The organism is Vibrio sp. 2096 (genome assembly GCF_033339595.1).
GTDB lineage: Bacteria > Pseudomonadota > Gammaproteobacteria > Enterobacterales > Vibrionaceae > Vibrio > Vibrio alginolyticus.
Window position 1 is genome coordinate 469,614 of sequence record NZ_JAWOUX010000003.1, and the last position, 25,983, is coordinate 495,596.

General features: G+C 43.4%; 20 protein-coding genes. 11 read left to right on the forward strand and 9 right to left on the reverse strand.

The window, feature by feature from the left end; all coding sequences use genetic code 11:
* Window positions 1–244: 244 nt before the first annotated feature.
* On the forward strand, window positions 245–3,406 hold the full coding sequence (locus R7Q41_RS08295; protein ID WP_318144465.1) for a chitinase C-terminal domain-containing protein: 3,162 nt from the start codon (window positions 245–247) through the stop codon (window positions 3,404–3,406).
* Window positions 3,407–3,503: 97 nt separating this feature from the next.
* Here R7Q41_RS08295 and glgC read toward each other — a convergent pair whose 3' ends face one another.
* The 4 genes from glgC to R7Q41_RS08315 form a co-directional block, all read right to left on the reverse strand.
* Window positions 3,504–4,721 (reverse strand): glucose-1-phosphate adenylyltransferase, encoded by a 1,218-nt coding sequence (glgC, locus tag R7Q41_RS08300; protein ID WP_033906540.1) that lies wholly within the window; start codon window positions 4,719–4,721, stop codon window positions 3,504–3,506.
* 537 nt (window positions 4,722–5,258) lie between these two features.
* Window positions 5,259–7,007: a formate--tetrahydrofolate ligase gene (locus tag R7Q41_RS08305; RefSeq protein WP_167416042.1), complete on the reverse strand. Its 1,749-nt coding sequence runs from the start codon at window positions 7,005–7,007 to the stop codon at window positions 5,259–5,261.
* 236 nt (window positions 7,008–7,243) lie between these two features.
* Window positions 7,244–8,548 (reverse strand): inosine/guanosine kinase, encoded by a 1,305-nt coding sequence (locus tag R7Q41_RS08310; RefSeq protein ID WP_005376376.1) that lies wholly within the window; start codon window positions 8,546–8,548, stop codon window positions 7,244–7,246.
* A gap of 233 nt (window positions 8,549–8,781) precedes the next feature.
* Window positions 8,782–9,252, reverse strand: coding sequence for a CreA family protein (locus R7Q41_RS08315; protein WP_005397614.1), 471 nt, complete (start codon window positions 9,250–9,252; stop codon window positions 8,782–8,784).
* A gap of 145 nt (window positions 9,253–9,397) precedes the next feature.
* Here R7Q41_RS08315 and R7Q41_RS08320 point away from each other — a divergent pair, with 145 nt between their 5' ends.
* Both R7Q41_RS08320 and R7Q41_RS08325 read left to right on the forward strand, forming a co-directional pair.
* The gene (locus tag R7Q41_RS08320) at window positions 9,398–9,907 is read left to right on the forward strand and encodes a hypothetical protein (protein WP_005386088.1); all 510 of its coding nucleotides are present in this window, start codon (window positions 9,398–9,400) and stop codon (window positions 9,905–9,907) included.
* A gap of 195 nt (window positions 9,908–10,102) precedes the next feature.
* Window positions 10,103–10,771, forward strand: coding sequence for an HAD-IA family hydrolase (locus R7Q41_RS08325; protein ID WP_138940251.1), 669 nt, complete (start codon window positions 10,103–10,105; stop codon window positions 10,769–10,771).
* A gap of 430 nt (window positions 10,772–11,201) precedes the next feature.
* Here the strand turns inward: R7Q41_RS08325 and R7Q41_RS08330 are convergent, their stop codons facing one another.
* Window positions 11,202–12,632 (reverse strand): methyl-accepting chemotaxis protein, encoded by a 1,431-nt coding sequence (locus R7Q41_RS08330; RefSeq protein WP_005376380.1) that lies wholly within the window; start codon window positions 12,630–12,632, stop codon window positions 11,202–11,204.
* A 556-nt stretch (window positions 12,633–13,188) separates the two neighbouring features.
* Here R7Q41_RS08330 and R7Q41_RS08335 point away from each other — a divergent pair.
* Entirely contained in the window at window positions 13,189–13,791 is a 603-nt protein-coding gene (locus R7Q41_RS08335; protein WP_262581971.1) for an ACP phosphodiesterase, read from the forward strand.
* A 67-nt stretch (window positions 13,792–13,858) separates the two neighbouring features.
* On the forward strand, window positions 13,859–15,118 hold the full coding sequence (locus R7Q41_RS08340) for a DEAD/DEAH box helicase (RefSeq protein ID WP_199266705.1): 1,260 nt from the start codon (window positions 13,859–13,861) through the stop codon (window positions 15,116–15,118).
* Between the two features lie 27 nt (window positions 15,119–15,145).
* Here the strand turns inward: R7Q41_RS08340 and R7Q41_RS08345 are convergent, their stop codons facing one another.
* Entirely contained in the window at window positions 15,146–15,934 is a 789-nt protein-coding gene (locus tag R7Q41_RS08345; RefSeq protein WP_054576002.1) for an EAL domain-containing protein, read from the reverse strand.
* Window positions 15,935–16,121: 187 nt separating this feature from the next.
* Window positions 16,122–16,754 carry a hypothetical protein gene (locus tag R7Q41_RS08350; protein WP_005376385.1) on the reverse strand — a complete coding sequence of 211 codons (633 nt, stop codon included), beginning with the start codon at window positions 16,752–16,754 and terminating at the stop codon, window positions 16,122–16,124.
* A 183-nt stretch (window positions 16,755–16,937) separates the two neighbouring features.
* Here R7Q41_RS08350 and R7Q41_RS08355 point away from each other — a divergent pair, with 183 nt between their 5' ends.
* The 3 genes from R7Q41_RS08355 to R7Q41_RS08365 all read left to right on the forward strand — a co-directional run bounded on the left by R7Q41_RS08355 (window position 16,938) and on the right by R7Q41_RS08365 (window position 18,460).
* The gene (locus R7Q41_RS08355) at window positions 16,938–17,180 is read left to right on the forward strand and encodes a DUF2164 domain-containing protein (RefSeq protein ID WP_042520836.1); all 243 of its coding nucleotides are present in this window, start codon (window positions 16,938–16,940) and stop codon (window positions 17,178–17,180) included.
* A 174-nt stretch (window positions 17,181–17,354) separates the two neighbouring features.
* Window positions 17,355–17,894 carry a cytochrome b gene (locus R7Q41_RS08360; RefSeq protein ID WP_005390157.1) on the forward strand — a complete coding sequence of 180 codons (540 nt, stop codon included), beginning with the start codon at window positions 17,355–17,357 and terminating at the stop codon, window positions 17,892–17,894.
* Window positions 17,891–18,460, forward strand: coding sequence for a YceI family protein (locus tag R7Q41_RS08365; RefSeq protein WP_158173064.1), 570 nt, complete (start codon window positions 17,891–17,893; stop codon window positions 18,458–18,460). The genes R7Q41_RS08360 and R7Q41_RS08365 overlap by 4 nt, the downstream gene beginning before the upstream one ends.
* A gap of 137 nt (window positions 18,461–18,597) precedes the next feature.
* On the opposite strand, the gene focA is transcribed toward R7Q41_RS08365, so the two are convergent.
* Window positions 18,598–20,049, reverse strand: a complete 1,452-nt coding sequence (gene focA, locus R7Q41_RS08370; RefSeq protein WP_005390162.1) for a formate transporter FocA — start codon at window positions 20,047–20,049, stop codon at window positions 18,598–18,600.
* 301 nt (window positions 20,050–20,350) lie between these two features.
* Between focA and R7Q41_RS08375 the strand changes: the two genes are divergently transcribed.
* Window positions 20,351–21,256 carry a LysR substrate-binding domain-containing protein gene (locus tag R7Q41_RS08375; RefSeq protein ID WP_005376369.1) on the forward strand — a complete coding sequence of 302 codons (906 nt, stop codon included), beginning with the start codon at window positions 20,351–20,353 and terminating at the stop codon, window positions 21,254–21,256.
* Window positions 21,257–21,483: 227 nt separating this feature from the next.
* Window positions 21,484–21,966, forward strand: a complete 483-nt coding sequence (locus tag R7Q41_RS08380) for a DUF1097 domain-containing protein (RefSeq protein ID WP_017634175.1) — start codon at window positions 21,484–21,486, stop codon at window positions 21,964–21,966.
* 153 nt (window positions 21,967–22,119) lie between these two features.
* Here R7Q41_RS08380 and R7Q41_RS08385 read toward each other — a convergent pair whose 3' ends face one another.
* On the reverse strand, window positions 22,120–23,754 hold the full coding sequence (locus tag R7Q41_RS08385) for an ATP-dependent endonuclease (protein WP_017634174.1): 1,635 nt from the start codon (window positions 23,752–23,754) through the stop codon (window positions 22,120–22,122).
* Window positions 23,755–24,022: 268 nt separating this feature from the next.
* Between R7Q41_RS08385 and R7Q41_RS08390 the strand changes: the two genes are divergently transcribed.
* The gene (locus R7Q41_RS08390; protein WP_005376363.1) at window positions 24,023–25,765 is read left to right on the forward strand and encodes a bifunctional metallophosphatase/5'-nucleotidase; all 1,743 of its coding nucleotides are present in this window, start codon (window positions 24,023–24,025) and stop codon (window positions 25,763–25,765) included.
* Window positions 25,766–25,983: the final 218 nt, after the last annotated feature.

Consider the following 25,983-nt stretch of genomic DNA (forward strand, 5'->3'; position numbering starts at 1 on the left):
CTTTTTTATTAATTTGCGAGTGACATATTTATTTGAGTTATAAAATTAGTTACTGGTGCCAAATAATAGGTACGTTGTTGCAATCATTTAGTGGATTGTTGCGAGGCGGTGTGGAAAACTCGTAAATAGATAGTGTGAAATCACCAACTTGTACTTAAGTTATTTTACGTCGAAATGAAAGTATAGATGCGCTTCGTTTAGCGCATTTAGTATTGTTTTAACAATAACTTAAGGAAGAGCGATTATGCACCTTAAAAACGGCAACGCAGTGAAAAACGTGTTCACACTAAGCACACTCACCGCTTCTTGTCTTATGGCCTTCAATAGCTACGCAGCAGTTGACTGTGCCCCTCTAGAAACTTGGCAATCATCAAAAGTTTATAACGGTGGCGACCAAGTTCAGCATGAAGGTAATGCTTATAAAGCGCGTTACTGGACGCAAAACAACAATCCAGCGCAATCTGGTGAGTGGGGCGAGTGGGAAACACTTGGCGCTTGTGATGGCGCTGGACCGGTTGATCCACCTCAGAATGAAGTCCCGACGGTTACTCTGACATCGCCTTCTGCGTCGGCTTCTGTGACTGCGGGTGATGTTGTTAACCTAGCTGCAGATGCGGCAGATACTGATGGGACTGTTAGCAAAGTAGAGTTCTTTGTTGATGGTATATTAGTTGGTCAGGCAACGTCTGCGCCGTATGCTGCATCGTGGACAGCAACTGAAGGACAGCACGAGTTCTCTACCAAGGCCTATGACGATGCAGGTGCCGTTAGTACGGCAAGTGTTGTGACGTTAACTGTGGCATCAGCGCAACCTGGTAACGAAGCGCCGACAGTGGATGTCGCGCTTTCTGCGACCTCTATTGACCTGGGTGGTTCCGTCACACTGACTGCAAATGCTACGGATGCGGATGGTACCGTTTCTAAAGTTGATTTTTATGTTGCAGGTGTACTTGCTGGCACTGCTACAGCAGCGCCATACACGCTGGATGTAACCCCTTCACAAGCTGGCTCATTAAGTGTTTATGCGAGAGCTACCGATGATGCTGGAGCAACAGCAGATTCTGCACTTGCGACGTTAACGGTAAACGGCGGCGCAGTGACATCTAATTGTCGTCCTGATGGTCTTTATCAAACAACGGGTGTAGATGTTCCTTACTGTTCTATTTATGACGAAGAAGGCCGTGAGAAAATGGGGGCTGATCACCCACGTCGTGTAATCGGCTACTTCACCAGTTGGCGAGCAGGTGACGACCCACAATCGACTTACCTTGTTAAAGACATTCCTTGGGAACAACTTACTCACATTAACTACGCGTTTGTGAGCATTGGTTCTGACGGCAAAGTAAACGTTGGCGACGTTAATGATCCTAACAACCCTGCTACAGGTAAAACTTGGCCAGGCGTTGAGGTAGATCCTGCTCTTGGTTTTAAAGGTCATTTTGGTGCACTAGCAACTTACAAGCAAAAACATGATGTTAAAACGCTAATCTCGATTGGTGGTTGGGCTGAAACGGGCGGTCACTTCGATACGAACGGCGATCGTGTAGCTGATGGTGGCTTCTACACCATGACGACGAATGCGGACGGTTCTATTAATCATGCTGGTATTGAGAAGTTCGCAACTTCAGCCGTTGAAATGATGCGTCAGTACAAGTTCGATGGCCTGGATATCGACTATGAATACCCGACGTCAATGGCTGGTGCTGGTAACCCTTACGACAAAGACTTCATGGAACCACGTCGTCAGTATTTATGGGCGTCTTACCAAGAGCTGATGAAAGTATTGCGTGAGAAACTTGATGCGGCATCCGCGCAAGATGGTATTCATTATATGCTGACTATCGCAGCACCATCTTCAGGTTACTTGCTACGTGGGATGGAAACCTTCGATGTAACTAAGTACCTAGACTACGTAAACATCATGTCTTACGACTTGCATGGGGCTTGGAATGATCACGTTGGTCATAACGCGGCTTTATTCGATACAGGTAAAGACTCTGAGCTAGCGCAGTGGAACGTATACGGCACTGCTGCATACGGTGGTATCGGTTACTTGAACACAGACTGGGCTTACCATTACTTCCGTGGTTCTATGCCAGCAGGTCGTATTAACATTGGTGTTCCTTACTACACCCGTGGTTGGCAAGGTGTTACTGGTGGTGAAAATGGCCTTTGGGGCCGAGCGGCACTACCAAACCAAGCAGAGTGCCAACCGGGCACAGGTGAAGGTGAGAAGAACAACTGTGGTCACGGCGCTATTGGTATCGACAACATGTGGCATGATACCGACCCTAAAGGAAACGAAATGGGCGCTGGTTCTAACCCAATGTGGCATGCTAAGAACCTAGAAAACGGTATATGGGGCTCTTACGCAGCTGCTTACGGTCTTGACCCAGTCAACGATCCTTCAGATAAGTTTGTTGGTACTTATACTCGTCATTACGATAGCGTTGCTGTAGCACCTTGGTTGTGGAACGCGGAGAAGAGCGTATTCCTATCTACGGAAGATAAAGCTTCTATCGAGGTGAAAGCCGATTACGTTATCGATAAAGAGATCGGCGGTATCATGTTCTGGGAACTAGCCGGTGACTACAACTGTTACGTACTGGATGCAAATGGTAATCGTACGGCAGTAGATGCAACTGAACAAGCTTGTGCGGCGGGTAATGGTGAATACCACATGGGTAACACTATGACCAAAGCTATCTACGACAAGTTTAAGTCTGCGACGCCTTACGGTAATAAAGTAGCGACTGGTCCAACACCAACTGAAGCAGTAGACATTACTGTTAGTGTTGGCGGCTTCAAAGTTGGCGATCAAAACTACCCAATTAACCCGAAAATCACGTTTACGAACAACACTGGTCAAGCGATCCCTGGCGGTACTGAATTCCAATTCGATATCCCAGTATCTGCGCCGGACAACGCGAAAGACCAATCAGGTGGTGGTTTGAAAGTAATTGCTTCTGGACATACTCGAGCAAACAACATTGGTGGCTTAGATGGCGTAATGCACCGTGTGTCGTTCTCTCTACCAGCATGGAAAGACTTGCCGGCGGGCGGCACTTACGAGCTTGATATGGTTTACTACCTACCAATCTCTGGTCCGGCTAACTACTCAGTGATTTCTGGTGGTAAAGAGTTTGCGTTTAAGTTTGAACAGCCAGCTCTACCAATTGGTGATCTCAATGCGGGCACGGGTGGTGGTACCACTGAACCAGGTACGTGTGATACGACAGGTTTAGTGACATACCCAGCTCTGCCACAAACGGATTGGGCAGGTAATCCAAGCCACGCTAACCAAGGTGATAAGATCATCCACAACGGTGTGGTTTACCAAGCGAACTGGTGGACAGCGGCTGAACCGGGTACAGATGGTAGCTGGTCAACGGTATGTAACATCTAATTATTATGGATTATTTGTTATAGCCTAATGTTTACAGGTACTTAAACAAAAGCGCACGATGATTATCGTGCGCTTTTTTGTTGTGATAGTTTGTCGTTTAATCGAATTGGTAACTTTCAGGTATGACGACAATACCTTTGTCTGAGATTTTAAATCGCTTCGCATCTTCAAGTTTGTTGATGCCAATTTGAGTATGTGGCGGAATACGAACATGTTTATCAACTATGCAGTTGACCAACTGACTTCCTTCACCGACTTCCACGTCATCAAAAATGATAGAATCGACTACCGTTGCACTGTCTTGGATACGTACATTAGAAGAAATAATGGAGTGCTGTACTGAGCCGCCGGAATTGATGACACCGGTAGCAATGATGGAGTTAATAAAAATACCTTCATTACCCGTAGCCGACGATACAGTACGAGCTGGTGGAAACTGCGGCTCGTAAGTACGAATCGCCCAATTAGACTGATAAAGGTTCATTGGCGGCACAGGTTCTAGTAGATCCATATTCGCTTCATAGAAGGAATCAATGGTACCTACGTCGCGCCAATAGCAATCTTTATCGACGCGCCCTTTACTACCACAGAATTGATAAGCGTAAACGGATTCCGTATCAATCAGCTTAGGTATGATGTCTTTTCCGAAGTCATGGCTTGATGAATCGAGTTTTGAGTCTTCTTCAAGCGCTTCTTTCAAAACATCCATATCAAAGATATATATTCCCATAGAAACAAGGCTTCTGGTCGCGCTTCCAGGAAGGGTAGGTGGGGTTTCAGGTTTCTCTATAAACGAAGTAACGAGCCCGTTTTCTGCGGTGCCCATTACACCGAATGCTGAAGCATCCTCTACGGGAACATCCATACAGGCAACGGTGAGCTTAGCACCTTTCTCTTTATGCTCTTCAAGCATTGCAGCGTAGTCCATTCGATAGATATGATCGCCGGATAACACAACCACATACTTTGCATCATTTCGCGATAGCAACCACATGTTGTGATAAATCGCATCGGCGGTTCCTTCATACCATGCACCACCTTTGCGCATTTGTGGTGGAACAGCAGTAATGTACTCGCCTAGCTCTGGATTGAATATCGACCAGCCGTCTCGTAAGTGTTTTTGAAGTGAATGAGATTTATATTGGGTTAAAACAAGGATCTTGCGTAAACCCGAATGTAAACAATTGGTTAGTGTGAAATCTATAATTCTATATTTTCCGCCAAAAGGTACGGCTGGCTTGGTTCTGTCATCGGTGAGTGGGCTGAGTCTAGACCCCATCCCTCCTGCTAAAATTACGGCGAGTGCGTCTTCCATAGTATTCCCTTTCCCTTTTCTGACATGCATCAAAACGGTGCTAACCTGAAGGAGGTGGTATGCAACGCAGAGGTTTTGAAAAGCATGTGCTAATGTGCTTATTAGTGAAAAGTCTACTACAAGAATCGAGCCATAGAATATCTCCTTAAAAATCAAGGAGGTTAAAATTTCACTGTAAGACAACTGCACCATATTAGTGAAACGCTAAATAGCCCGTGCATCAAATTGGCGCAAAATTGTAGAAAGGAGAAGTCAACAAGTATGGATTTACAATGTAAAGTGGCGACAAAACAAGAAGATAAATAGGGTTTTCTAGCTTAATAACTATGGCCAAACAAGGCTTAGGGTTAGCGTCTTAACTCTAAAGGTCTAAAACAGGCGCGTTGATGTAAGGCAGGAGAGCTTTGTATCAACGATTCAAGAGTAGAAGGCCTGAGACAACTCTTTTCACAGTTGTTGAGAGTGAGTGGATAGGTAAGTAGACCACTCACTCAATGAATATGCTCACTTCACTGATAGCGATACGTTATCACTGCACTAAGAGAGACCGACGATATTTCCTTCATCATCAAGATCTAAGTTCATAAATGCGGGTTTATCAGGTAAGCCTGGCATCGTCATCACGGTACCAGATAATGCATAAACGAATCCTGCGCCCGCACACAAGCGCAGCTCGCGGATTGGGACGGTAAAACCAGTTGGTGCGCCTTTGACTGCGGAGTCTGTGGTTATCGATAATGGTGTCTTCGCGATGCAAACCGCTAAGTTGTTAAAACCTAGATTTTCAAAATGGTTGAGCTGTTCAGTCGCGATAGGAGTCATTTCTATATTGGTTGCGCCATAGCCCGCTTCACATACTGCCATGAGCTTTTCGAGTAATGATTGCTCTTTGTTGTATAACGGACAAAACTCTACAGGCGTGGTACACGCATCAATAACATGTTGAGCTAGTTCCGTTGCGCCTTGTCCGCCTTGCGAAAAAGCGGTGCTGATGGCTACTTTAACTTCGGGATTAAATTGGTGAATCAGATCTTCAAGAGCTTTAAGCTCTTTCACACAATCTTGTGGAAACTGATTAATGGCAACGACAGCAGGTAAACCGTATTTATGAACGTTATTTATGTGCCATTTTAAATTTTCAAACCCAGCCTCCAATGCTGCTTGGTCCGGATTAAAAATGGAATCTGGAATAGCCATACCTGGTCGTAAATCGTAGTGTCCGGAATTCGCTTTGAGACCGCGTAATGTTGCTACGATCACTACACAGTCCGGGGCTTTGTTGGCGGCAGCAGCTTTAATGTTACACGCTTTCTCAAATCCCATATCCGAACCAAAACCGGCTTCAGTTACCGTGTAACCTGACAGTTTTAGCGCAATATCGTCCGCGATAATGGATGAATTTCCATGGGCGATGTTTGCAAATGGACCTGCATGGATCAACGTAGGAACACCTTCTAGAGTTTGCATCAGTGTTGGTGCAATCGCCTCTTTTAGTGTTACTGCCATTGCTCCTGCAACTTGTAGATCTTCCGTGGTGACCGGGTTTCCGTTCAAATCGTACGCTACGACAATTTTCCCGATACGTTGGCGTAAATCTTTTAAATCATTGGCTAGTGCAATGATAGCCATTAACTCAGAAGCGGCTGAAATATCGAACCCTTCGTCACGCTCGAAACCATTGATGGTTTTTCCTGCATCATTGAGGCCAATTTTGACTTTACGTAGTGCACGATCATTATGGTCCATCACTCGTTTCCAAGTAATACTTGCCGTGTCGATTTTAAGTGCTCTTAACCCGGTGCGTGATTCAAAGGCATCATAACCCTCGCGTTGCTCATGGAACAAGCGAGCGTCAAGAGCGGCTGAAGCAAGGTTGTGCGCCGCTGTCACTGCGTGAATGTCACCAGTAAGGTGTAAGTTTAACTCTTCCATTGGAGCTACTTGAGAATAACCACCGCCCGCTGCGCCACCTTTAATACCGAAGACGGGTCCCATCGAAGGTTGCCTTATACATGCAATAACAGATTGATTAAGCTTTGCTAAACCTTGCGCCAGTCCTATCGTCGTAACGGTTTTTCCTTCGCCAAGAGGAGTCGGCGTGATCGCAGTGACGAGTACAAGTTTACCGTCATCATTTACTTTGAGTCGTTCCAAACATTTTGGGTGGACTTTGGCTTTGTGCTTCCCGTGAGTGTCATACTCTTCGGGCAATAGTCCTACTTTTTCCGCGATAACATCAATAGAAGAAAGTGGTGTTTTTCGGCAAATTTCGATATCTGACTGCATGGAGAATCCCCAAAGTGGCACACAGGTAGCGTTGAAAAACTACCTGAGTTATAACGAGTATTATTGTGAGGCAAAGGTCTGCTTGGTGATGGTACTGTTTCGGTTAGGCTTGTAAAGAGTTTACTGCTTCGTATTGTGCGACATACTAACGAAATCTACTCGTTATAGTGCTAGATAAAAACAAAAAGGCCACCAAATGGTGACCTTGATATATTTTTAGCTTTAAAGCTGTCGTTTTAACGATCCCAATAAGTCTCTTCTAAGCTATCTTCTCGTTCAGGAAGCGCTCGCGATAGGCGAGGAGAGTGCTGCGTCAACACTTCATAGCTTACTCGGTTTGCGTATTTACAGATCTGAGAAAGCGAGGAGTAGGTTAAGCATCGTACTTCGTGCTTTTCTGAGTTAGGCACTTCTTTTTGGTGGAAAGAGTTTGCTGCCATGTCATGCAGTAAGGCTGAAAGGGCTGCATCACCTGCACCGTTAGTGTTCTTAATCTCTAGTGGTCCACCAAGGTAAGGGCCGATGTGAGAGTAGACCTTCATTGGGTTTTGACAGTCTTCTTTACGCATCGCACGACTAAACTCGTACTGGTTAAAGGCTTCGAGGGAGCTTTCAAGGATGTCGTGTGTGGTTTCTCGTTTTACTTTCTCGTCGGTGTAACCAGCCATGTACAGACCATTTGGTCCTGCTGTACAAAGTACGAGATCAACCCACTCAAGTGCTTTATCAGCAGCTGCTAGCGGCTCTGTTTCACCTGTTAGCGCCGCACCTTCTTCTTCATTCATAGCGACAACAGAAATGTTTTCGCGAATGTATTCTTGCCACCACTGTGCGTTACCTTCGATAACGTACTTTGTCCCTAACGTAAGTACAACAGGGACATCGTGCTTCTTAGCAAAGTCGATCGCTCTTTGTACCGCTTTAGGCATTGGATCTTCTTCTTTACCACGCATTAGGTAAGAAGAAACAACCAGGGCTGATGCTTTCTCAAAGATCTCTTCAGGAATGCTTTCCGGAAGTAGTTGATTCATATGACCTTCGTTGATAGCAAATGTACGCTCACCGTCTTGAGAAATTAGGGTGTAGCAGCGACCAATAGGGCCATCTACCGTTTGTAAATGGTTAAGGTTCATGCGTGAAGACGTACGGCAAAGGTAGCGATAAGCAAAAGAACCGACTTGAATGTTCTTAGACATCACACCGAGCAAAACGGATTTGCTATCGGCTAAAACTGAGTAGTTGTGAAGAGTATTGCCAATCGTGTCACCTGGGTATTGGTGTGTGATCAGGCCTTGCTCAACCAGTTCTTCGTAAAGTGCATCTGCTTTGCTTTCTTCAAGAACGAGCGAATGTCCTTTACTCAGGTTGTATTTCTCTAAAAACGCGTCATCTACACGTGCTTCGATATCTACAATGGTTTGACCGACACCAACAATAGTTGGGCGATATAGCTTAGGTGCCTGTCGGATTTGGTTTACTAATGGATCTCGAGCGTGAGTTGGGAAGTAGTGTTTAGATTTACGCTGACCAGGAAACTTCATGCTTGTTCTTGAGTGAGAAAAAAAAGAGGCGGGATTGTATCACAAAAAAATGAAAATCGTGGCGATTTATTACAAAGAAGTCTGCTCGCTGAAAAAATCAGCGAGCTGAGTAAATAGCAACCAAAGCAGCTGCAATTTATGAGGCTTGTCGTATTGCAATGGGTTGTTTTTTAAACTTGTTGCTCAGCAGCGCCCGGAAAGAGCCTGCTCCGCGCTAACTAAATTTACCCGCGTTACTTTTTCACTTCAGTTGGCTCAACGTAAGCCTTGGTACCCCAAAGTGGGACTGTCGAAAGGCTATGCTTAAAACTACCATCGGTCTCTTTTGTTGTATAAGACAAGTAGAGTAAGGTTTGGTTATCGGCATCATAAATACGGCGAACCTTCATTGTTTTGAAGAAAATGCTTTTTGACTTCTTAAATACAATTTCACCGGACTTACTCTTATCTATTTTTGCAATCATTTCCGGTGTGATTTCGCCAGTCTGACGACATGATATTGAGCTATCACTTGGATCTGCTAAGCTGAAATCCGCTTCGATAGAGGCGATGTGACATGTGACACCTGTTACCACCTCGTCTTTCAACTCACCGACTTTGATGTCTTTCAAAGTAAACCAACCGAGCCCCACGTCAGCAACATCGTTATCTGAACAACCAACTAGAGTAGTAGCAAGCAATGCACTTAACAGCATCTTTTTCATTATTTTTGTCCTTAACTAGGAAAGATATTGATGAAATCTATCAGAGGTTTGCACCTAAAACAAAATTTAGCCACGGAAAGGTCTATGTGCGCTAGGTTTGTTGCGGGCTTCATGCTAATGTACTGCTCTAAACGAAGGTATCAAGATGAATGAACAACAGTTAGCCAGTATCGAGCGTAAAAATACATGGCTGTATGATCTGGTCGAAGTTGAATTTCCGACACCAGAGAGTTTGAAAGGGCGCGATGTCTATTTCAAAACGCTAGAAAAAGCAACGTATCAAGTAGTCGACAAAGACACATTACTGGAAAGTGACTCTGAATTTAACCCCGACGATATTTTTCTGGTCGATTTTCATCGACTGACCATTATGTTCTCTATCTTGCAATCTCAGCGCTGGGAACAGCAGTATGATAAAGATATGATCATTGAATATCTGACACAGATTATCCTCACGCCAGATTTTGAATTATATGTTGGTTTTAAATCTGGAGTCCCAATTGGTGCTGCTATTGTTAGCCATCTCGAAGGAAATACACTCATCTCTGATGTTGCTGTTTCTGAATCAAAATACAAAAGCTCGTTTGTGGCTGATCTGGCTAAAAGACTAAGCACCGAGCAAAAACTGTTAGACTCAGTGGTTATCGAAGACTAACTTACACATCAATGTGCATAAAAAGTAAAGCAAGATGACGTTGGGTGATCTTGCTTAGAAAAACTGTAATTGCTCCCTTCTATTTCCATGAAATGCCAAGCTCGTCGTTTCAACAATCCCAAACTCAAATAAGATTAATCCAAACATTCTTAAAATCAGCTTGGGCTTGAGCCTTTAAGACGTCTGGAGATGGCTATGGCAATTACCAATATTAAGTGCGTGATATTTGACTGTGATGGTACGTTGGTCGACAGCGAAAGACTGTGTTGCCAAGCGCTCGTCAATGTATTTAACCAGCATGGGGCTGAGTTAACGATGGAAGAGTGCGTTTCTCACTTTAAAGGAGGAAAGCTCGCTGACATCCTTTTAGATACTAAAGAATTGAAAGATATCAAAGTCCCAATTGATGTTTTAGAGCCGCAATACCGAGAAGAAGTCCAGTCTCTTTTTGTGCGTCACTTACAGCCAATGGATGGCGCAAAACGATTAATTCAGTTTTTGGATTCGCATAATATCGAATATTGTGTGGCGTCTAATGGACCTAAAGATAAAATTGAATACGCTTTGGAGTTAACCGGTTTACTCGATGCTTTCCGAGGCAAAGTGTTCTCGGCATTCGATGCGAATAGTTGGAAGCCTGAGCCCGATTTAATCATGTACAGTGCTATGAGCATGGGCTTTTTACCAAGTGACTGTCTTTATATTGATGACACGCCTAAAGGAGTTGAGGCGGGACTAAACGCCGGTATCAAAACGATACAGTTATTTAATGGTGAAGCTATCAATCTTGTTGAGGACGAGCGTGTAATTCGCATCCATCATTTAGATGAATTAAAAGAGCAGCTGTGTGGCTGCTCTGTTTGACCTACTAATGGCAAACCGGACTCAAGCTGTGGATGTGCTTAAGTTTAGACTGTAGGTAAGGCGTTTGATGTAGACATTGGATAGATGAGAAGTTTTTTGTATGAAATCCGCAAGCAGCGCATGTGAATTTCTCGCCATCCGATGAAATGAGATATTCATCTCCTTGGCAGAGTGGGCAATTCAGGTTCTCTATGTCTTTTGTGTCTTTGTAATTATTCATATTGTTTTCCAGCAGCAAATTGGAATTGGCAAGATCAAGCATAGCGGAACGCTCTGTTTAAGAACATTATTTCATCGGGTACAGCGAGAACTTGAGATTCACTTCAAATATCCACTTGGATGTCGTAGAAAATATCGAAGGTAATAGTTGAACACGGTTTAAAGAAAAGGGCTCCCTAAGGAGCCCTTGTTGATCATAAGTTCCACAACGTTATGCGGTGCGGTAGCGTTGTAATATCTCACCAAGAGAAACGGAGGCTTGCGTGAGATTAGCGACGCCAGCGGTAGATTGCTCCGCCACTTCTCTGATTGTGCTTGATTGACTACGAATTTCTGAAAGTTCCGATGCAATATCGTTAGCAACTGCGCTTTGTTCTTCAGCAGATGTGGAAATCTGAATGCTCATGTCCATTAATGAGCGTGCTGACTCGGCAATAGAGGTAACATCATGGCCGATTTCATCAATAAGCTGGCTGCTGGTTTGAGCTTGCTGAACGGTTCGGTTGGTGATTGAAGCAATGTTCTGGCTCTCAATTTGAAGCTTCTCAATCATGGCTTGGATCTCTACTGTTGCCTGTTGAGTTCTGCTTGCTAATGTACGTACTTCATCGGCAACCACTGCAAATCCACGACCTTGTTCACCAGCACGGGCTGCTTCGATTGCTGCGTTTAGTGCCAACAGATTAGTTTGTTCTGAAATGGCGTTAATCGTTGTGATCACGTCATTAATCTGCGTCGTATTCTCGTTTAAATTGGTTACTGACGTAGAGGCTTGTTCAATATAGCTAGATAACGTCTCTATCTCGCCAATCACGTTTTGTACACGGCTTCTGCTTAGTTCGATCTTCTGGGCATCTTGGTCTGACTGCGTCGTTGCTTGTTGAGAAATACTTGATACCTCCTTTGCAGAGGCTGTCATTTCTTCCATTGCCGTCGCGACTGAATCAAGCGTTTGATATTGATGAGATATCTGGGTTTCACTCAACTGCATATCTTTTTCGAATGCAGAAGATGTCTCGCTCAACATCGTTGCATTATTTTTAACACTATTAACCAGTTCACTTAAGGTATCCATAGACTTGTCTAGCGCACAGCCGATGGTACCGAATTCATCTCGACCTGGATGGAAACCAAGGCGAGAGGTTAAGTCACCGTCACCAATTTTTTCGGTTGTTGTATATAAAACCCACAGAGCTCCTCCGATAAACGTTGCCACCCAGTAAGAGAATAGGGCAAAAGGAATAACCCATAAGAAGCTGAGTAATAGTGACGATAGAGCTGATGATTTTAACGATTCGTATTGTGTGGACACATTTTGAGTCAGCTTAATCACTTCTCCAGAATGCAACTTGGCATAAGCGGTCACAGACCCATCGACAAAAGAACTCTCGCTTACGCGGTTCGATTTCGATACGCCGTCAATTTCTGTAGCGCGGTTTGATTGAGCATCAACGATACCAGAAAGCTTCGCTTCGCTCGCCGAGATGGCTTGCTGCTCAAATTGTTGTATTTCATTGAAGTAGCGGCTTCCAGCCACTGAAGTGAGGGCTACTAAAAACAGTAGGAATATAACCCACATTTTGTCGTTGATAGACATCTTGATAAACAGCCTGTCTATCGTTCTAAACTCAACTTCTCTCATTTAAAGCTCCATTAGAGATAAAAGATATTGACCAAATCTATTGCTATATCGAAACAAAATATGCGAAGTTAATCAGCAAAATATGTAACGAATACTAAATTTAGTTTAAGAAATGAGATCTAAGGACGCCTATAACAGTATGTTATATCTTTAAATTGACATGAATGTTGATAAAAGAGTCATTTCTCTAAAGTGTTAAGCGGATATGAAACTTAATTGCAATCGTTTACTTTTGATTGTGCTCATAGGTTTTTAAATCTTTACTTCTCGCTGTCATGAATGTGTCATATAAAGACTATAAAAAGGAGTTGCTGATGTGGATATGTGTCAGCAAGTAAAAGCAAGAGAGCTTAAAATAAAGGAGGTCACAATGAGCGACCAATACCAAAACGATGAGAGCCTAGAGCTGCTAGATGCGCTTGAAATTGGCATTATCTTGTCGGAATACGTTGGCTCAGACAACGAAGCCGAATAGCGGAACACACTCATCTCGTCGTAATTGACGTTATACTAGGTTCATGTCACACCAAGCCCTAGAGGCCAAAACTGGCGTCGAATGAACTTTCTAGCCCACCTGCATATCGCAGAACACAGTAACAGCCATTTATTGGGAAACTTGCTTGGAGACTTCGTAAAAGGAGATCCAAGCAAGCTGTATGATCGCGATATCTCAAATGGCATCAGATTACATAGATTTGTTGACCGTATTACTGACCATCATCCAATCGTCAACGAATGTAAGCCTCATTTCACTGGTGTTGCGCGACGTTTTGCACCTATCGCTTTGGATATGTTTTGGGATCATTGCCTCGCAAAACACTGGAACGACTTTCATTCCGTGCCTCTCGAACACTTTGTCCAAACGGCATACGAGAGAGTAAACCGAGAGGTTCATGAACATTTGCCGCCACGTTTTTTGGTGCTCCATAGCAGAATGTGGCATGGCCGATGGCTTCAATCCTATCAAGATCTAGACAATATAGAATTTGCACTACATCGGATGTCGCAAAGAAGTCCTAGAATGGCAGACTTAACCACAACATTTAAAGTGATTGAAAGTGATTATACCGAATTAGAAGAGAAGTTCTCGTCACTTTATCGAGATGTTTTGCGCCAGTCGTATGATTTTCAGCAACAGCTTAATGACTCAACTCAATGAGATAGAAAAGTAGTATGGCTTTAGGGGCTCTGGTAAACTCTGCGCTCCAAAAATAATGAGGTTACACATGTCTGTTAATTTTGCTGATTTAGGCATCGAACAAAAGCTAATCGAGACGCTAGGCAATCTAAATATCGTGACGCCAACACCAGTGCAAGAAAAGTCAATTCCACACGTCCTTGCAGGAAAAAACTTACTTGCTGCTGCACAAACTGGTACGGGAAAAACGGCTGCGTTTGGTTTACCTATCATACAAACCGTTCAGCAAAAGAAACTTAACGGCACACCTCAAGCATTGATTTTGGTTCCAACACGCGAGCTTGCACAGCAGGTATTTGATAATTTGAATCAGTACTCGGCAGAAACAGAACTTCGCATCGTGTGTGTTTATGGTGGTACAAGCATTGGCGTACAAAAGAGAAAGTTAGAAGAGGGCGCTGATATTTTGATTGCCACGCCAGGCCGCCTTTTGGATCACCTGTTTAATGGTAACGTAAACATCTCTAAAACCGGTATGCTCGTGTTAGACGAAGCCGACCGTATGTTAGATATGGGATTTTGGCCTGACTTGCAGCGCATCTTCCGACGTTTGCCTGCTGAGAAACAGATCCTATTGTTCTCTGCGACATTTGAGAAGCGAATCAAAACTATAGCGTATAAACTCATGGAATCGCCAGTTGAAGTCGAAGTTTCACCAGCAAATACGACTGCTGAAACGGTAACACAAATGGTTTATCCAGTGGATAAAAAACGGAAACGTGAATTGCTAGCGTACTTAATTGGCTCGCGGAATTGGCAGCAAGTGCTTGTATTTACAAAAACGAAGCAAGGCAGTGATGAGTTAGCGAAAGAGCTCAAGTTAGATGGCATCAAAGCGGTTTCTATCAACGGCGATAAATCACAGGGTGCCCGCCAAAGAGCTTTGGATGAATTTAAACAAGGTAAGGTACGTGCTTTGATTGCAACCGATGTGGCAGCACGAGGGTTAGATATTCAAGAGCTAGAACAAGTCGTGAACTTTGATATGCCATTCAAAGCAGAAGATTATGTCCATCGAATTGGCCGCACTGGAAGAGCAGGAAAGTCAGGTTTGGCGGTTTCTCTGATGAGTAGAGATGAGGAGTACTTGTTGCAAGCTATCGAGAACCTGCTTGATCAACGCTTACCCCAAGAATGGCTGGTAGGTTTCGAACCAAGTCTTGTAGAAGAAATTGAGCCTGAACAAAATGGGGGTGGGCGTCGTCGTAGTCGTTCATCTGAGAAGCGTAAGCTAAAAGCAAAATTGGCGATTCATAAGAATCGTGGTAAATCACGTAGCTCTCGCTAAACCGCGCAAACTTTTGTTCTTACATAGTCAGGCTGTTTTTGCCTCTTCATAGACGTCTAACGTTTGGGGGATAGCAAGTAGGTACCCTTGATACATATCGAAACCGAGCTTTTTCATTAAGCGAAGTTGATGCTCGGTTTCAATTCCTTCGATAACGGTTTTAGAGCATAACGCTTTTGCGAGCGATAATGCATCGTTAAGCGCTTTAAAATCACCGTTTTCATACCTTAGCAATAAAGAGCGATCCATCTTGATTATATCTGGGCAAACGCTTCTCACTCGCTCAGTTGTCGATGCATTGACGCCATAATCGTCAATCGCTAATTTAAATCCTTCAAGACTTAACTCCCGAGCAGCTTGAGACAAAGAGAGTTCATCCTCCACCTTCAATTCAAGTAACTCCATGACGATTTGTTCATTCATCAAATGCGATTCATAAATGGTTTGTTTTAGCAGTCGGTTATAAGTGATGTCTTTAACTAGTATCTCTGCCGCTACCGGTAATACATTGAGAAACAATTGTTTTGTGTGAAAGCGAGACTGAGAGAAATTTTTGATATGGATTAGGCGACTTAAGCGTTCAACATTGAGCAAATCTTGAGTGGGAGTCGCTTTGGATTGGAAAAACTGATCTGGCCTAACCATGGTGCCATTGGCATTGCTAATTCTTACCAGTGCTTCAAGGCCAACGATGGAAATATCGTTCTTATATATGGGTTGAAAGACACTGCGGAGAGTGAAGTTCGCGTATTTCGCAATATACTGCCCGTCGGCTTGTTTCCGGATGCAACTAAGTAGTTGCGAGATGCTCATCATTGTTACCACAACCTAAATCAATGTCTCAACATCAGCGTTATCGCGCTAATTTTTCTATTTCATTGGCAATGAATCTAAGTGTGCTCATTAACTCAAGCAAGAACGATGGTAATGGATGGGTAGGTTTGTCGAGTGACATCAAACAAATTGATGAAATAATTGATAATCTCAGCACTTCAATTTGATGCTACCATTGCAGTACGGCATACAACTGCAAATATTTTCTGACTAACTGCTGTTTGTTCGAACGCCGTAAAGGATGCCCAAACTTAATGTAACAAGGGCTAATACCGAATCGAGTGTCCAACGATTGCGTGAGTTGCGACTCGCTGGTGTACAGTGTGATTCCTTGTTCTGTGTATTCGTTGATCTGATCGGGTAGTTCACCCATCCACCAATGAAGCAATTCTCGGCTCGTTTTGCTGCGACTTATCCAATGATCGCAAACCAAAAAGAGTAGGTCATTAGGCTGTAAGGCATAGCCATATTCACTCTGCCATTCCGTAATTGATGAGAGTAAGTTTTCCCGGCAAGATTTTCCGGCACTGACCATATGGTGACTCAGAACCCAGACAGTGCCAATGTCGGATGAAATTCGATAGTGATGGGGAAGGTCTGGAGAATCCAACACTTCGATTGGCTTTATCACGCAGTTGTATCCAAAGTGACGAAAAGTATGTTCCATCCTTCTTGAAAACGCGAGACCAAGATGATGCTCACTCATGCCTTGGTTATGCACCGCAGGGTAATGCTTTTCACACAGCTTAAGACAGTCGTCTTGAAAATCATTAACACTTTGAATAACTAGGTCGAGTAGCAAAGAATATCCCTTAATAATTACAAAACGAACTGCAAAAGGTTAGCATAGTCTTTTGAGAATAGACTAATTTACTTCGGCAACTTCTTGATCTAAACACCAAATTTCTCACAAATGACCGTGTCTAATCTTTAATAGAGCAATACGAAAGAAGCAGAAGTTGAACAAAAATTTGAAAGGGAAAAAATGATAAAGCTAGAACGCGCACAAAAAGAGGCGTTGGCCACCGCCATTCAAGATTACATGCAAGACGAGCTAGATGTTGAAATTGGCCAGTTCGATAGTGAGTTTCTAATTGATTTTATTACAGAAAAACTAGGACCAATTTATTATAACAAGGGTGTTGAAGATGCTAAGTTACTGGTTGAACGCAGAATGTTAGAAGTTTCCGAAGAGCTGTATGAGATAGAACAAGAAATTAAGCTGTAAGTTTCAGTTTTACAAACGATTTAAAGTTCCTTCAAAAAATTCGAACAACTTGATAGATACGGCACCATTGGCTGGATGTAAATGATGGTAAATAATCTGTTTCATATGACGTAAATAGGTTAATGTAGTGTTTCTTGCTCAGCATTAACTTAGGAATATATCTAGGAACTTGAGATGGATACACTGGTAAAGAATTACAACCTTACTGCACGCGTGATGCATTGGTTATCAGCGCTGTGCATTATTGGTCTATTTGCAGTGGGTTTGTGGATGGTCGACCTTAGCTATTACAGCGAATGGTATCGAACTGCGCCGCATTACCATCGCTCTGTCGGTATTTTACTCGCTATTTTAACTTTGGCACGCATCGTATGGAAACATGTGACGGCGTCACCAAAGGTAGAAGGCAAACGTTACGAAGTGCTTGCTGCTAAAGCAGCGCATGGTGTCATGTACCTACTATTGGTCACCATCTTTGTTTCAGGTTACCTCATTTCAACGTCTGATGGACGCGGCATCGAAGTGTTTAATTGGTTCACCGTGCCAGGAGCGGGAGAGTTATTCCCAGGCCAATCAGATATTGCAGGTGAGATTCACTTCTATGCAGCTTGGGCAGTCATCCTGATTGCAGGTTTACATGCTATTGCTGCACTAAAACACCACTTTATCGATAAAGACAACACATTAAGAAAAATGTTAGGAGCTTCAAAATGAAAAAGTCACTTTTCGCTACAGGATTAGCTATCGCTATGGCACTGCCATTTGGTGCGCAAGCTGCAGATTATGTCATCGATACCAAAGGTGCTCACGCTTCAATCAACTTTAAAGTTAGCCACTTGGGTTACAGTTTCATCAAAGGTCGTTTCAATACATTTTCTGGTGACTTTTCTTTTGATGAAAACAACATTGCTGGCTCAAAAGTAAATGTTGTTGTTGATACAACCAGCCTAGATTCAAACCATGCTGAACGTGACAAACACATTCGTAGTGGTGACTTCATCGATGCTGGTAAATACAGTGAAGCAACCTTTACGAGCACAAAAGTGGTTGATAAAGGCAATGGCAAACTAGATGTAACTGGTGATCTAACGCTACACGGTGTTACTAAGCCTATTACTATTGAGGCTGAATTCGTTGGTGCTGGCAGTGACCCATGGGGCGGCGAGCGCGCTGGCTTTGTTGGCAACACTCGCCTAGAGCTTGCTGACTTTGACATCCCAGTAATGGGTGCTTCAAGCTACGTCGATATGGAACTTCATATCGAAGGTATTAAGAAGTAATTAGTTCCTTTTAGATACACTAAAAGCGCTCTTCACTTGAAGAGCGCTTTTTTATTATCTTAATCACATCACTAACATCGATAAACCCGTCAGTGATAGCGATTGAAAGCCAATAGACGTTGTAAATGTTTAGCGAATTACGCTGTTTCTAACTCGCTTTTTTCCACTAGGTTTAAACGCTCACCAAAAATCGGGCGTAGTGCTTTTAATACTTCAGTACGAGTAACCACCCCGACCATCTGCCCATTTTCAAGCACAGGAAGCACTTGTGGCTTACTTACTTTGATACTTTTAGCGCGTTCTTCGAGAGACAAAGACGTCAAGCGAGTGGCAATACCCATACTGCTCGCTGGGTACAACTGCTCTTTATCGATACATAGGAATTCCACAACATCAACGAGGCGATCACCAGCGTCAATTGCGACCACATCTCGGCTCATGATGTCGACGACTTTTTGGTCTTTCACCGGAATGTAGTCCTCACACCATAGTTCTACCATCACATCGTGAGCAGAGAAGAAGCCAACTAATCGATTTTGTACGTCTACAACAGGTGCGCTAGTTACGTTGTTATCAAGTAACACATCCAGCGCGGCTGCAATTGGCGTTTCTGCACGAATGGTGACTGGTTTTTGGTTCATAATGTCTTTAACAAAAGAGGCATTTTTCATGGTGAAATCCTTAACTGACGACAGTGTTGTAGTTGTAGTGATAGAAGAAATATTCGCTGCTTTTAGTTCTGGTCGGCGAAAAATACACCAGTTTGAAAGGCCAACTAATACCGCTCCGCCGACGATGTTGCCAAGCGTGACAGGAATTAAGTTAGCGGTAATAAAGTGGCTAATGTTTAGGTCTGTGTATTGTGACGCGGGCACACCGACAGATGCCCAAAAAGATTCAGGTGCAAAATTCGCGATAACAATACCAAGTGGAACCATAAACATGTTCGCAACACAGTGCTCAAAACCGCTGCTGACAAACATTGCCACAGGCAAAATTGTCATTGCTGCTTTTGTCATTGCATTTGCAGAACTAAATGTCAGCCAAATCGCTAGGCAGACCAACAGGTTACAGAGAATACCGAGTGCAAACGCTTGAATGAGAGTGTGGTGAAGTTTGTGTTGTGCGATGTTAAGCGCATTTAATCCCCATTGACCGCCATCCATCTGATAAAGACCAGCAGCAGTAACCAACGCAAGTAGGAACATCGCACCAATAAAGTTACCAACGTAAACTTTGCCCCAGATCGAAAGCATCTTACCGAACGAGATTTGCTTATTGGCCCAAGAAATACTGGATAGGACGGAGCTGGTAAATAATTCACCACCGCAGATCACGATGAGGATCAATCCCATGCTAAATGCGAGTCCACCAGCTAGGCGGCTCAAGCCCCAACCAGCGCCCGTACTGCCGGTGGTCACCGTGATGTAAAACAAGAATGCTAACCCGATGAACGCGCCGGCCATAATGGCGAGGCTTAATGTCATACTGCTGGTTTTGTTTGCCTTACTTAACGCAAATTTTTCCGCTTCAACCATCATCTCTTTTGGAGAAAAATACTGGTGATTTTGAGAACTGGTCACCGCCATATTGACTCCTTAATTTGTAATCGCATAAAAAATCCTTGGTTATTAACTCAAAAATGAAATTGTTGTTTTTATTAAGAGCCTCAATGACTTCGGTTTCAAAACCATTGAGGCTTGCGGTGTTCCCGAACCGCGTACTCAGAATAGGGAGAACGGTTAGTAAGGTAAAATTGATAATATTTAGAAACCTCATCAAATTAATTGATAACTTTACGGGGCTAGGTAAAATGAACTCTATTGCTTATTGGGGCATGCTTTAACAATTGTGGGAATTGGGAAATACCCACTAATAATGGAGGACACTTTGCGCTACTCACTTAAGCAATTAGCGGTTTTCGACGCAGTTGCAGATACCGGCAGTGTAAGCCAAGCCGCAGAAAAATTGGCTTTAACACAATCAGCGACGAGTATGTCGCTTGCGCAATTAGAGAAGATGCTTGGCAGGCCGTTGTTTGAGAGGCAAGGCAAGCAAATGGCGTTAACCCATTGGGGGATGTGGTTACGACCAAAAGCAAAACGCTTGCTACAAGATGCATTGCAGATTGAAATGGGCTTCTATGAGCAACATTTATTGAGTGGTGAGATTCGCATGGGAGCGAGTCAAACCCCAGCAGAGCACTTAGTTCCCGACCTTATCAGTATCATTGATAATGACTTTCCAGAAATGCGTATTTCCCTCGGTGTACAAAGTACAAAAGGGGTGATTGATGGGGTATTAGATTACAAGTATGACTTAGGGATTATTGAAGGGCGCTGTGATGATAACCGTTTACACCAAGAAGTATGGTGTCGTGATCATCTTACTGTTGTCGCAGCTTCTCATCATCCTTTTGCACGTAATCAGTCTGTTAGCCTTGCGCAGTTAGAGCAAGCGAAGTGGGTACTAAGAGAGCATGGCTCTGGCACACGAAAAACATTTGATAGTTCCATTCACCACCTTATTGAAGATTTGGATGTGTGGCGCGAGTACGAACACGTTCCGGTGTTACGTAGTTTAGTTGCTAATGGTCAGTACCTTACTTGCTTACCGTATTTAGATGTAGAGCGATATATAGAAGCAGGTCACCTTGTGGCATTAAATGTACCTGAGTTAAAAATGGAAAGGACGCTTTCATTTATATGGCGTTCAGATATGGCAGAAAACCCATTAGTCGACTGCATTAAAAGAGAGGGGCTGCGAATGATGAAAGGGAAGCCTTCAGTTCTTTAAAGGTTGATTAAATATGCCTACGAGATGAGTTGGTTTATTCCCTAAATCTGTTGATTTATCGGTTGCGTCAAACTTTTAATGTAAATTGTGAAAATAATAATATCTTATTGTGATCAATATCACCGATAAGCTGAGCTGATGTATCTAACATGTGTCCTTGATTTCAATGTATGAAGGCAGTTATTGAACCATATAGGTACGATAATAGCCGAGTAGGTATGACTACCATGACGACACTTTTAGCTATTTCTATTACTACTGGAATTTTATCTGGCGTATGGGGTTGGATCGCCATCTCTTTAGGTTTGCTTTCTTGGGCTGGTTTTTTAGGTTGCACGAGCTACTTTGCAGCGCCAACGAGCGGATTGAAAGGACTAGGCATCAGCTTAATCACCAATATGACAGGCGTATTCTGGGCAATGGTAATTATTCACGGTTCCACTTACGTGGGGTTGGAAATTATTGGCTATGTGATTACCGCTATTGTGGCATTCTTCATGTGTATTCAAGCTAAACAGGCTTGGCTCGCGTACATCCCTGGTACTTTTATTGGTTCATGCGCAACATTTGCGGCTGACGGAAACTGGCAACTTGTCATTCCATCGTTGTTGCTAGGTGGTGTGTTTGGCTATCTAATGAAAGCGACAGGGCTATGGTTGCATACGAAATCAACCGCTACTTCTTCTTCGCTTGCTGAGCAAGCACAGTAGTGAACCCCCGATCTTATTGGTATCCACTGTGTATTGAGTTTTATCCCTCTCAATACCCTTAATCAAAATTAATGATGTTTGATACAAGCACACCAAATTGGTGTGCTTTTTTTGTATTACAAGACAATACGCTGAGTGTAAAATACGTCTAACTCATGTATTGCCGTTGGCCATGGTAACAACGCGTTTAAGTGTCCAGCGCAGAAGAACAGGAATACACTCCATGCCTTTCTCTTCACAATGAGAAACAATAGCCAAAGCTAAGTCCGGTTTTGCATGTTTTTTCAAAACACGATTTACGACTTTTTTAGCAGGGATAGGGTGGTCATGAGGAACTTTGATGATGTCCTTAAAGAAAAGTTCAAAACCATTGTTGTACAGAAAGTGCTCGATGTCTCGGTCGGGTAACTCCGTAAGTCGATGCCTTTCCTGATCATGGTCGAGCTGTGCTCGCACTGCATGCGCGTACTTTTTCCCTGCTGGGTCGCCATCGGTAACGACATGCCAATCAATACCAAACTCTTTTGCTACTTTGATGAGTGATTTTAGACCTGATTGAGCAAACTCAACGATTTGAACCCCTTCGGCAGCCAAGTCATACCCGCATTGACGAGCCAGTTCATGAAAAAGCCAAACTTCGGTTTCGCCCTCAACAAGTAACCAGCACCGTGCAAATAATGCTCCTGAACGATGAAAACGAATATGGAAACCAATTCGGCGCAACTCATCTCGACCAAACTTTGTTGAGTTTAAACTCTTAGCGATGGTTCTGTCTGATAGCCGAATTAAACGTCGAATTGAATACAGTGGAACAGAACCGAGTAACGTGCCACTGTTGGTGGTTAATATCTTTTGCATTGGCAACAATTGCAATAAGGACCACGCTCTCGCTAGATGAGTTGGATGCAGTCGACCTTCTGGATCTTCAATGATCAGTATTGGTCTCGCACAGCGCCTTAAATCGGTGGGACCCTTAGCTTGAAGATAGGCATTGAGTAACCCCATTAAAAGCAAGCGGCTTTGTTTGTCATTGGTTTCTTTCAAGAACTGACTCAAGCCTTTATCAGAGGAAGGGCTTGTATAGAAAAGACCATCACGAGGTTTGCGTGGGTTGCCTTTACTGACACTTCTGAACGCGAAATAGTGTTCAACAAGCGTTTGCATTGAGTCGAGGCTACTACGAATCTCACCTTTATTCACATGGCCAGGCATAGCCAATAAGCGTCGACAGGTGTTGTTGATTCGTTTTTCAATCCGAGCATTTTTACCATCGCCGTTGACATGGTTTAAATCTGGGAAGCGTCGGGAGTCACGTAGTCGGATTACAGGATGAAGTGTCATTAACTCAATAGCGAGTTTCTCTGAGTGGTGAAGTTTTTTGGGTTTGCCGTTATGATCCAAAAACGCGTACTTTGTATTAATGCCGTGCTCATCGCGAGACGCACTAATACGGTAGTAAATGACTTGCTCACCATCTTCGTTGGTGCACCATGTAGGCTTTATGCGTCTGTAGCGTCCCGCTTTTACTTCGTTTTTATCCTGTGCTTTAAAACAAACAATGATCTGTAAGTGTTGTGTTTGTGGATGAGAAATTGAGTAGTCAACGTGAAAATCTTTCAGTTTGAATTGATACAATGAGCCATTGGCAGGTAGTGCGATGGAAAGGGCATCGAGCAATGATGATTTGCCCCACGTGTTTTCACCGATGAGCGTGGTGAGTTCGTCAAAAGAGAGTGAAAGGCGTTTGATGCCTCTAAACCCGGAGATTTCGATGCGTTCTAGTCTCATCTCAATCCTCCTTGCAATTATTTGAATTATCGAGAGTTATTTTGCTACTCCTAAGCATATATGAATTCGGAATTTTTGAGTTAAGCTCAGTTCACAAAATTACGAGAGCCTCTTACTGAATAGAGACCGTTACAAGCGAGGCTTGCTTTCAAAGCCGGGGGACAGCATCGTGATCACTTAAACATGAAATCCTAAATCGCAGTTTCATAAAATTCATGATTCTGTCATGATTCACTTCTTATTATTATAAGGAATGAAAAAAGAGAAGATGAAGATGAATAACAATCATAAGCCAGTGAGAATCAAACTGGCACACATCAATGACACACATTCCTACTTTGAACCAACGTCATTACAGTTAAAGCTTAAGATAAACAATGAACTCACGCTAGAACCCTATGTCAGTGCTGGCGGCTTTTCTCGTATCGCAACCAGAGTCGAGCAGTTAAGAGATGATGCTCAGCGCCAAGGTCATGGGATGTTGTTCCTCCATGCCGGAGATTGCTTCCAAGGCACGCTGTATTTCTCACTATTTAAAGGCAAAGCCAATGCCGACTTATTGAACGCATTAAAGATTGATGCAATGGCGTTAGGTAACCATGAATTAGATATGGGGAATGAGCCAGTTGCATTGTTTTGCCAACGTACTCAGTTCCCATTGCTTGCTGGCAACTGGGATTTATCCAATGAATCACTTAAAAAACCTCACCGTATCAGTGATTGCAAGGATGTATATAGTTACCAACCGGATACACAGAGCGCTCAATACATTGTTAAAGAATTCCATGGTGAGCGGGTCGCGATTTTCGGATTATCCATAGATAAAATGAGCGACATCGCAAACCCTGATGCAGACACGCCTTTTCACTCAGCAATTGAAACCGCCAAGGCGACCGTAAAACAAATCCATTCATCAGGTATAAAAAATATTATTCTTCTGAGCCACTTAGGTTATGAAGGTGATTTAGAGTTAGCTGAGCAAGTCGCAGGTATTGGTATAATTGTTGGTGGACACAGCCACCGGTTGCAAGGTGATTTTTCATCAATAGGGTTAGGACAAGACGATCCCTACGGTATCAAAATTAATGATACCTATGTGGTGCAAGCGGGTTTCCATGCTTTGACAATGGGGCACTGCGTCATTGAGTTTGATGAACACGGTAAAGCAACGATGTTGAGTGGACAAAATGAACTGTTGCTTGGTCGACGTATTTTTTGGGACTCGACGCTAAACCAACAGCTCGACCAAGGTGTATTCGAAACCGCGTGCGACTTCATCCATGGTCAACCGAATGTCGTGGTTTGTAAGAAACACCCGGAAACTCAAGCGATCCTGAGCGATAAATATATTCCTCAGGTCAGGCAGTTACAGTCACAAGTCATTGCTAGTGTTGACACCAAAAAGCGTCATGTGAGAATTCCCGATGAATTTGGTGAGAGTGAGTTGGCTTCCTCCGTTGCCCGATCATTTCTGCACTGTTTAAACAAACGTGGATATGACGTTCAATTTGCAATTCATAATGCGGGTGGCGTGCGAACCTCTTTGAACCCTGGCAACATTACAGTGGCAGACATTGCCGGACGGCTGTTGCCTTTTGCCGTTCCTATCGGCTTTTACGATGTAAAAGGCAGCGCTATTCGCCGTGCACTTGAAGGCGCGATAAATAATGCACTCAACAATGGCGTAGAAGGCACTGGATCTGGCAGTTATCCGTACACTTACAATTTAAACTTCGAGTACCACGCAGATGCCCCAAAAGGTGAAAGAGTTCAATCATTAGTGATTTTTGATGGCAAACAATGGGTTGGTGTTCAAGATGATGTTTGGTATCGAGGGACTTCTTCTGCCTATACGATGAAAGGGAAAGAGGGGTACGACGCATTGCAGGAGATGAAAGGAGAAGGACGTGTGACCAGTTTGTCCATGGCTGATTGTTTTATTGAACTCCTGACCGATGAGCCAAACTGTTTGAATCAAAGTCACAAACTTTACACAAAGCGACGTCGATAATAGATACTGGTATTGATTTTGCTGCTCTCCACTTACTACATGGGTTGATGAGGATGGCAGTATGTGGAATAAAGATTGGGCAGATACGGCAGTCGTGGTTGCCTGGATCGCAATTTGGTCAACACTGGTCTACTTTGTGCCTCTAAGCGGCTTTTGAATTGCTAAGAATGTGGATGTTACAAAAGGGAGCAGTAATGCTCCTTTTTTGTATCTATCTT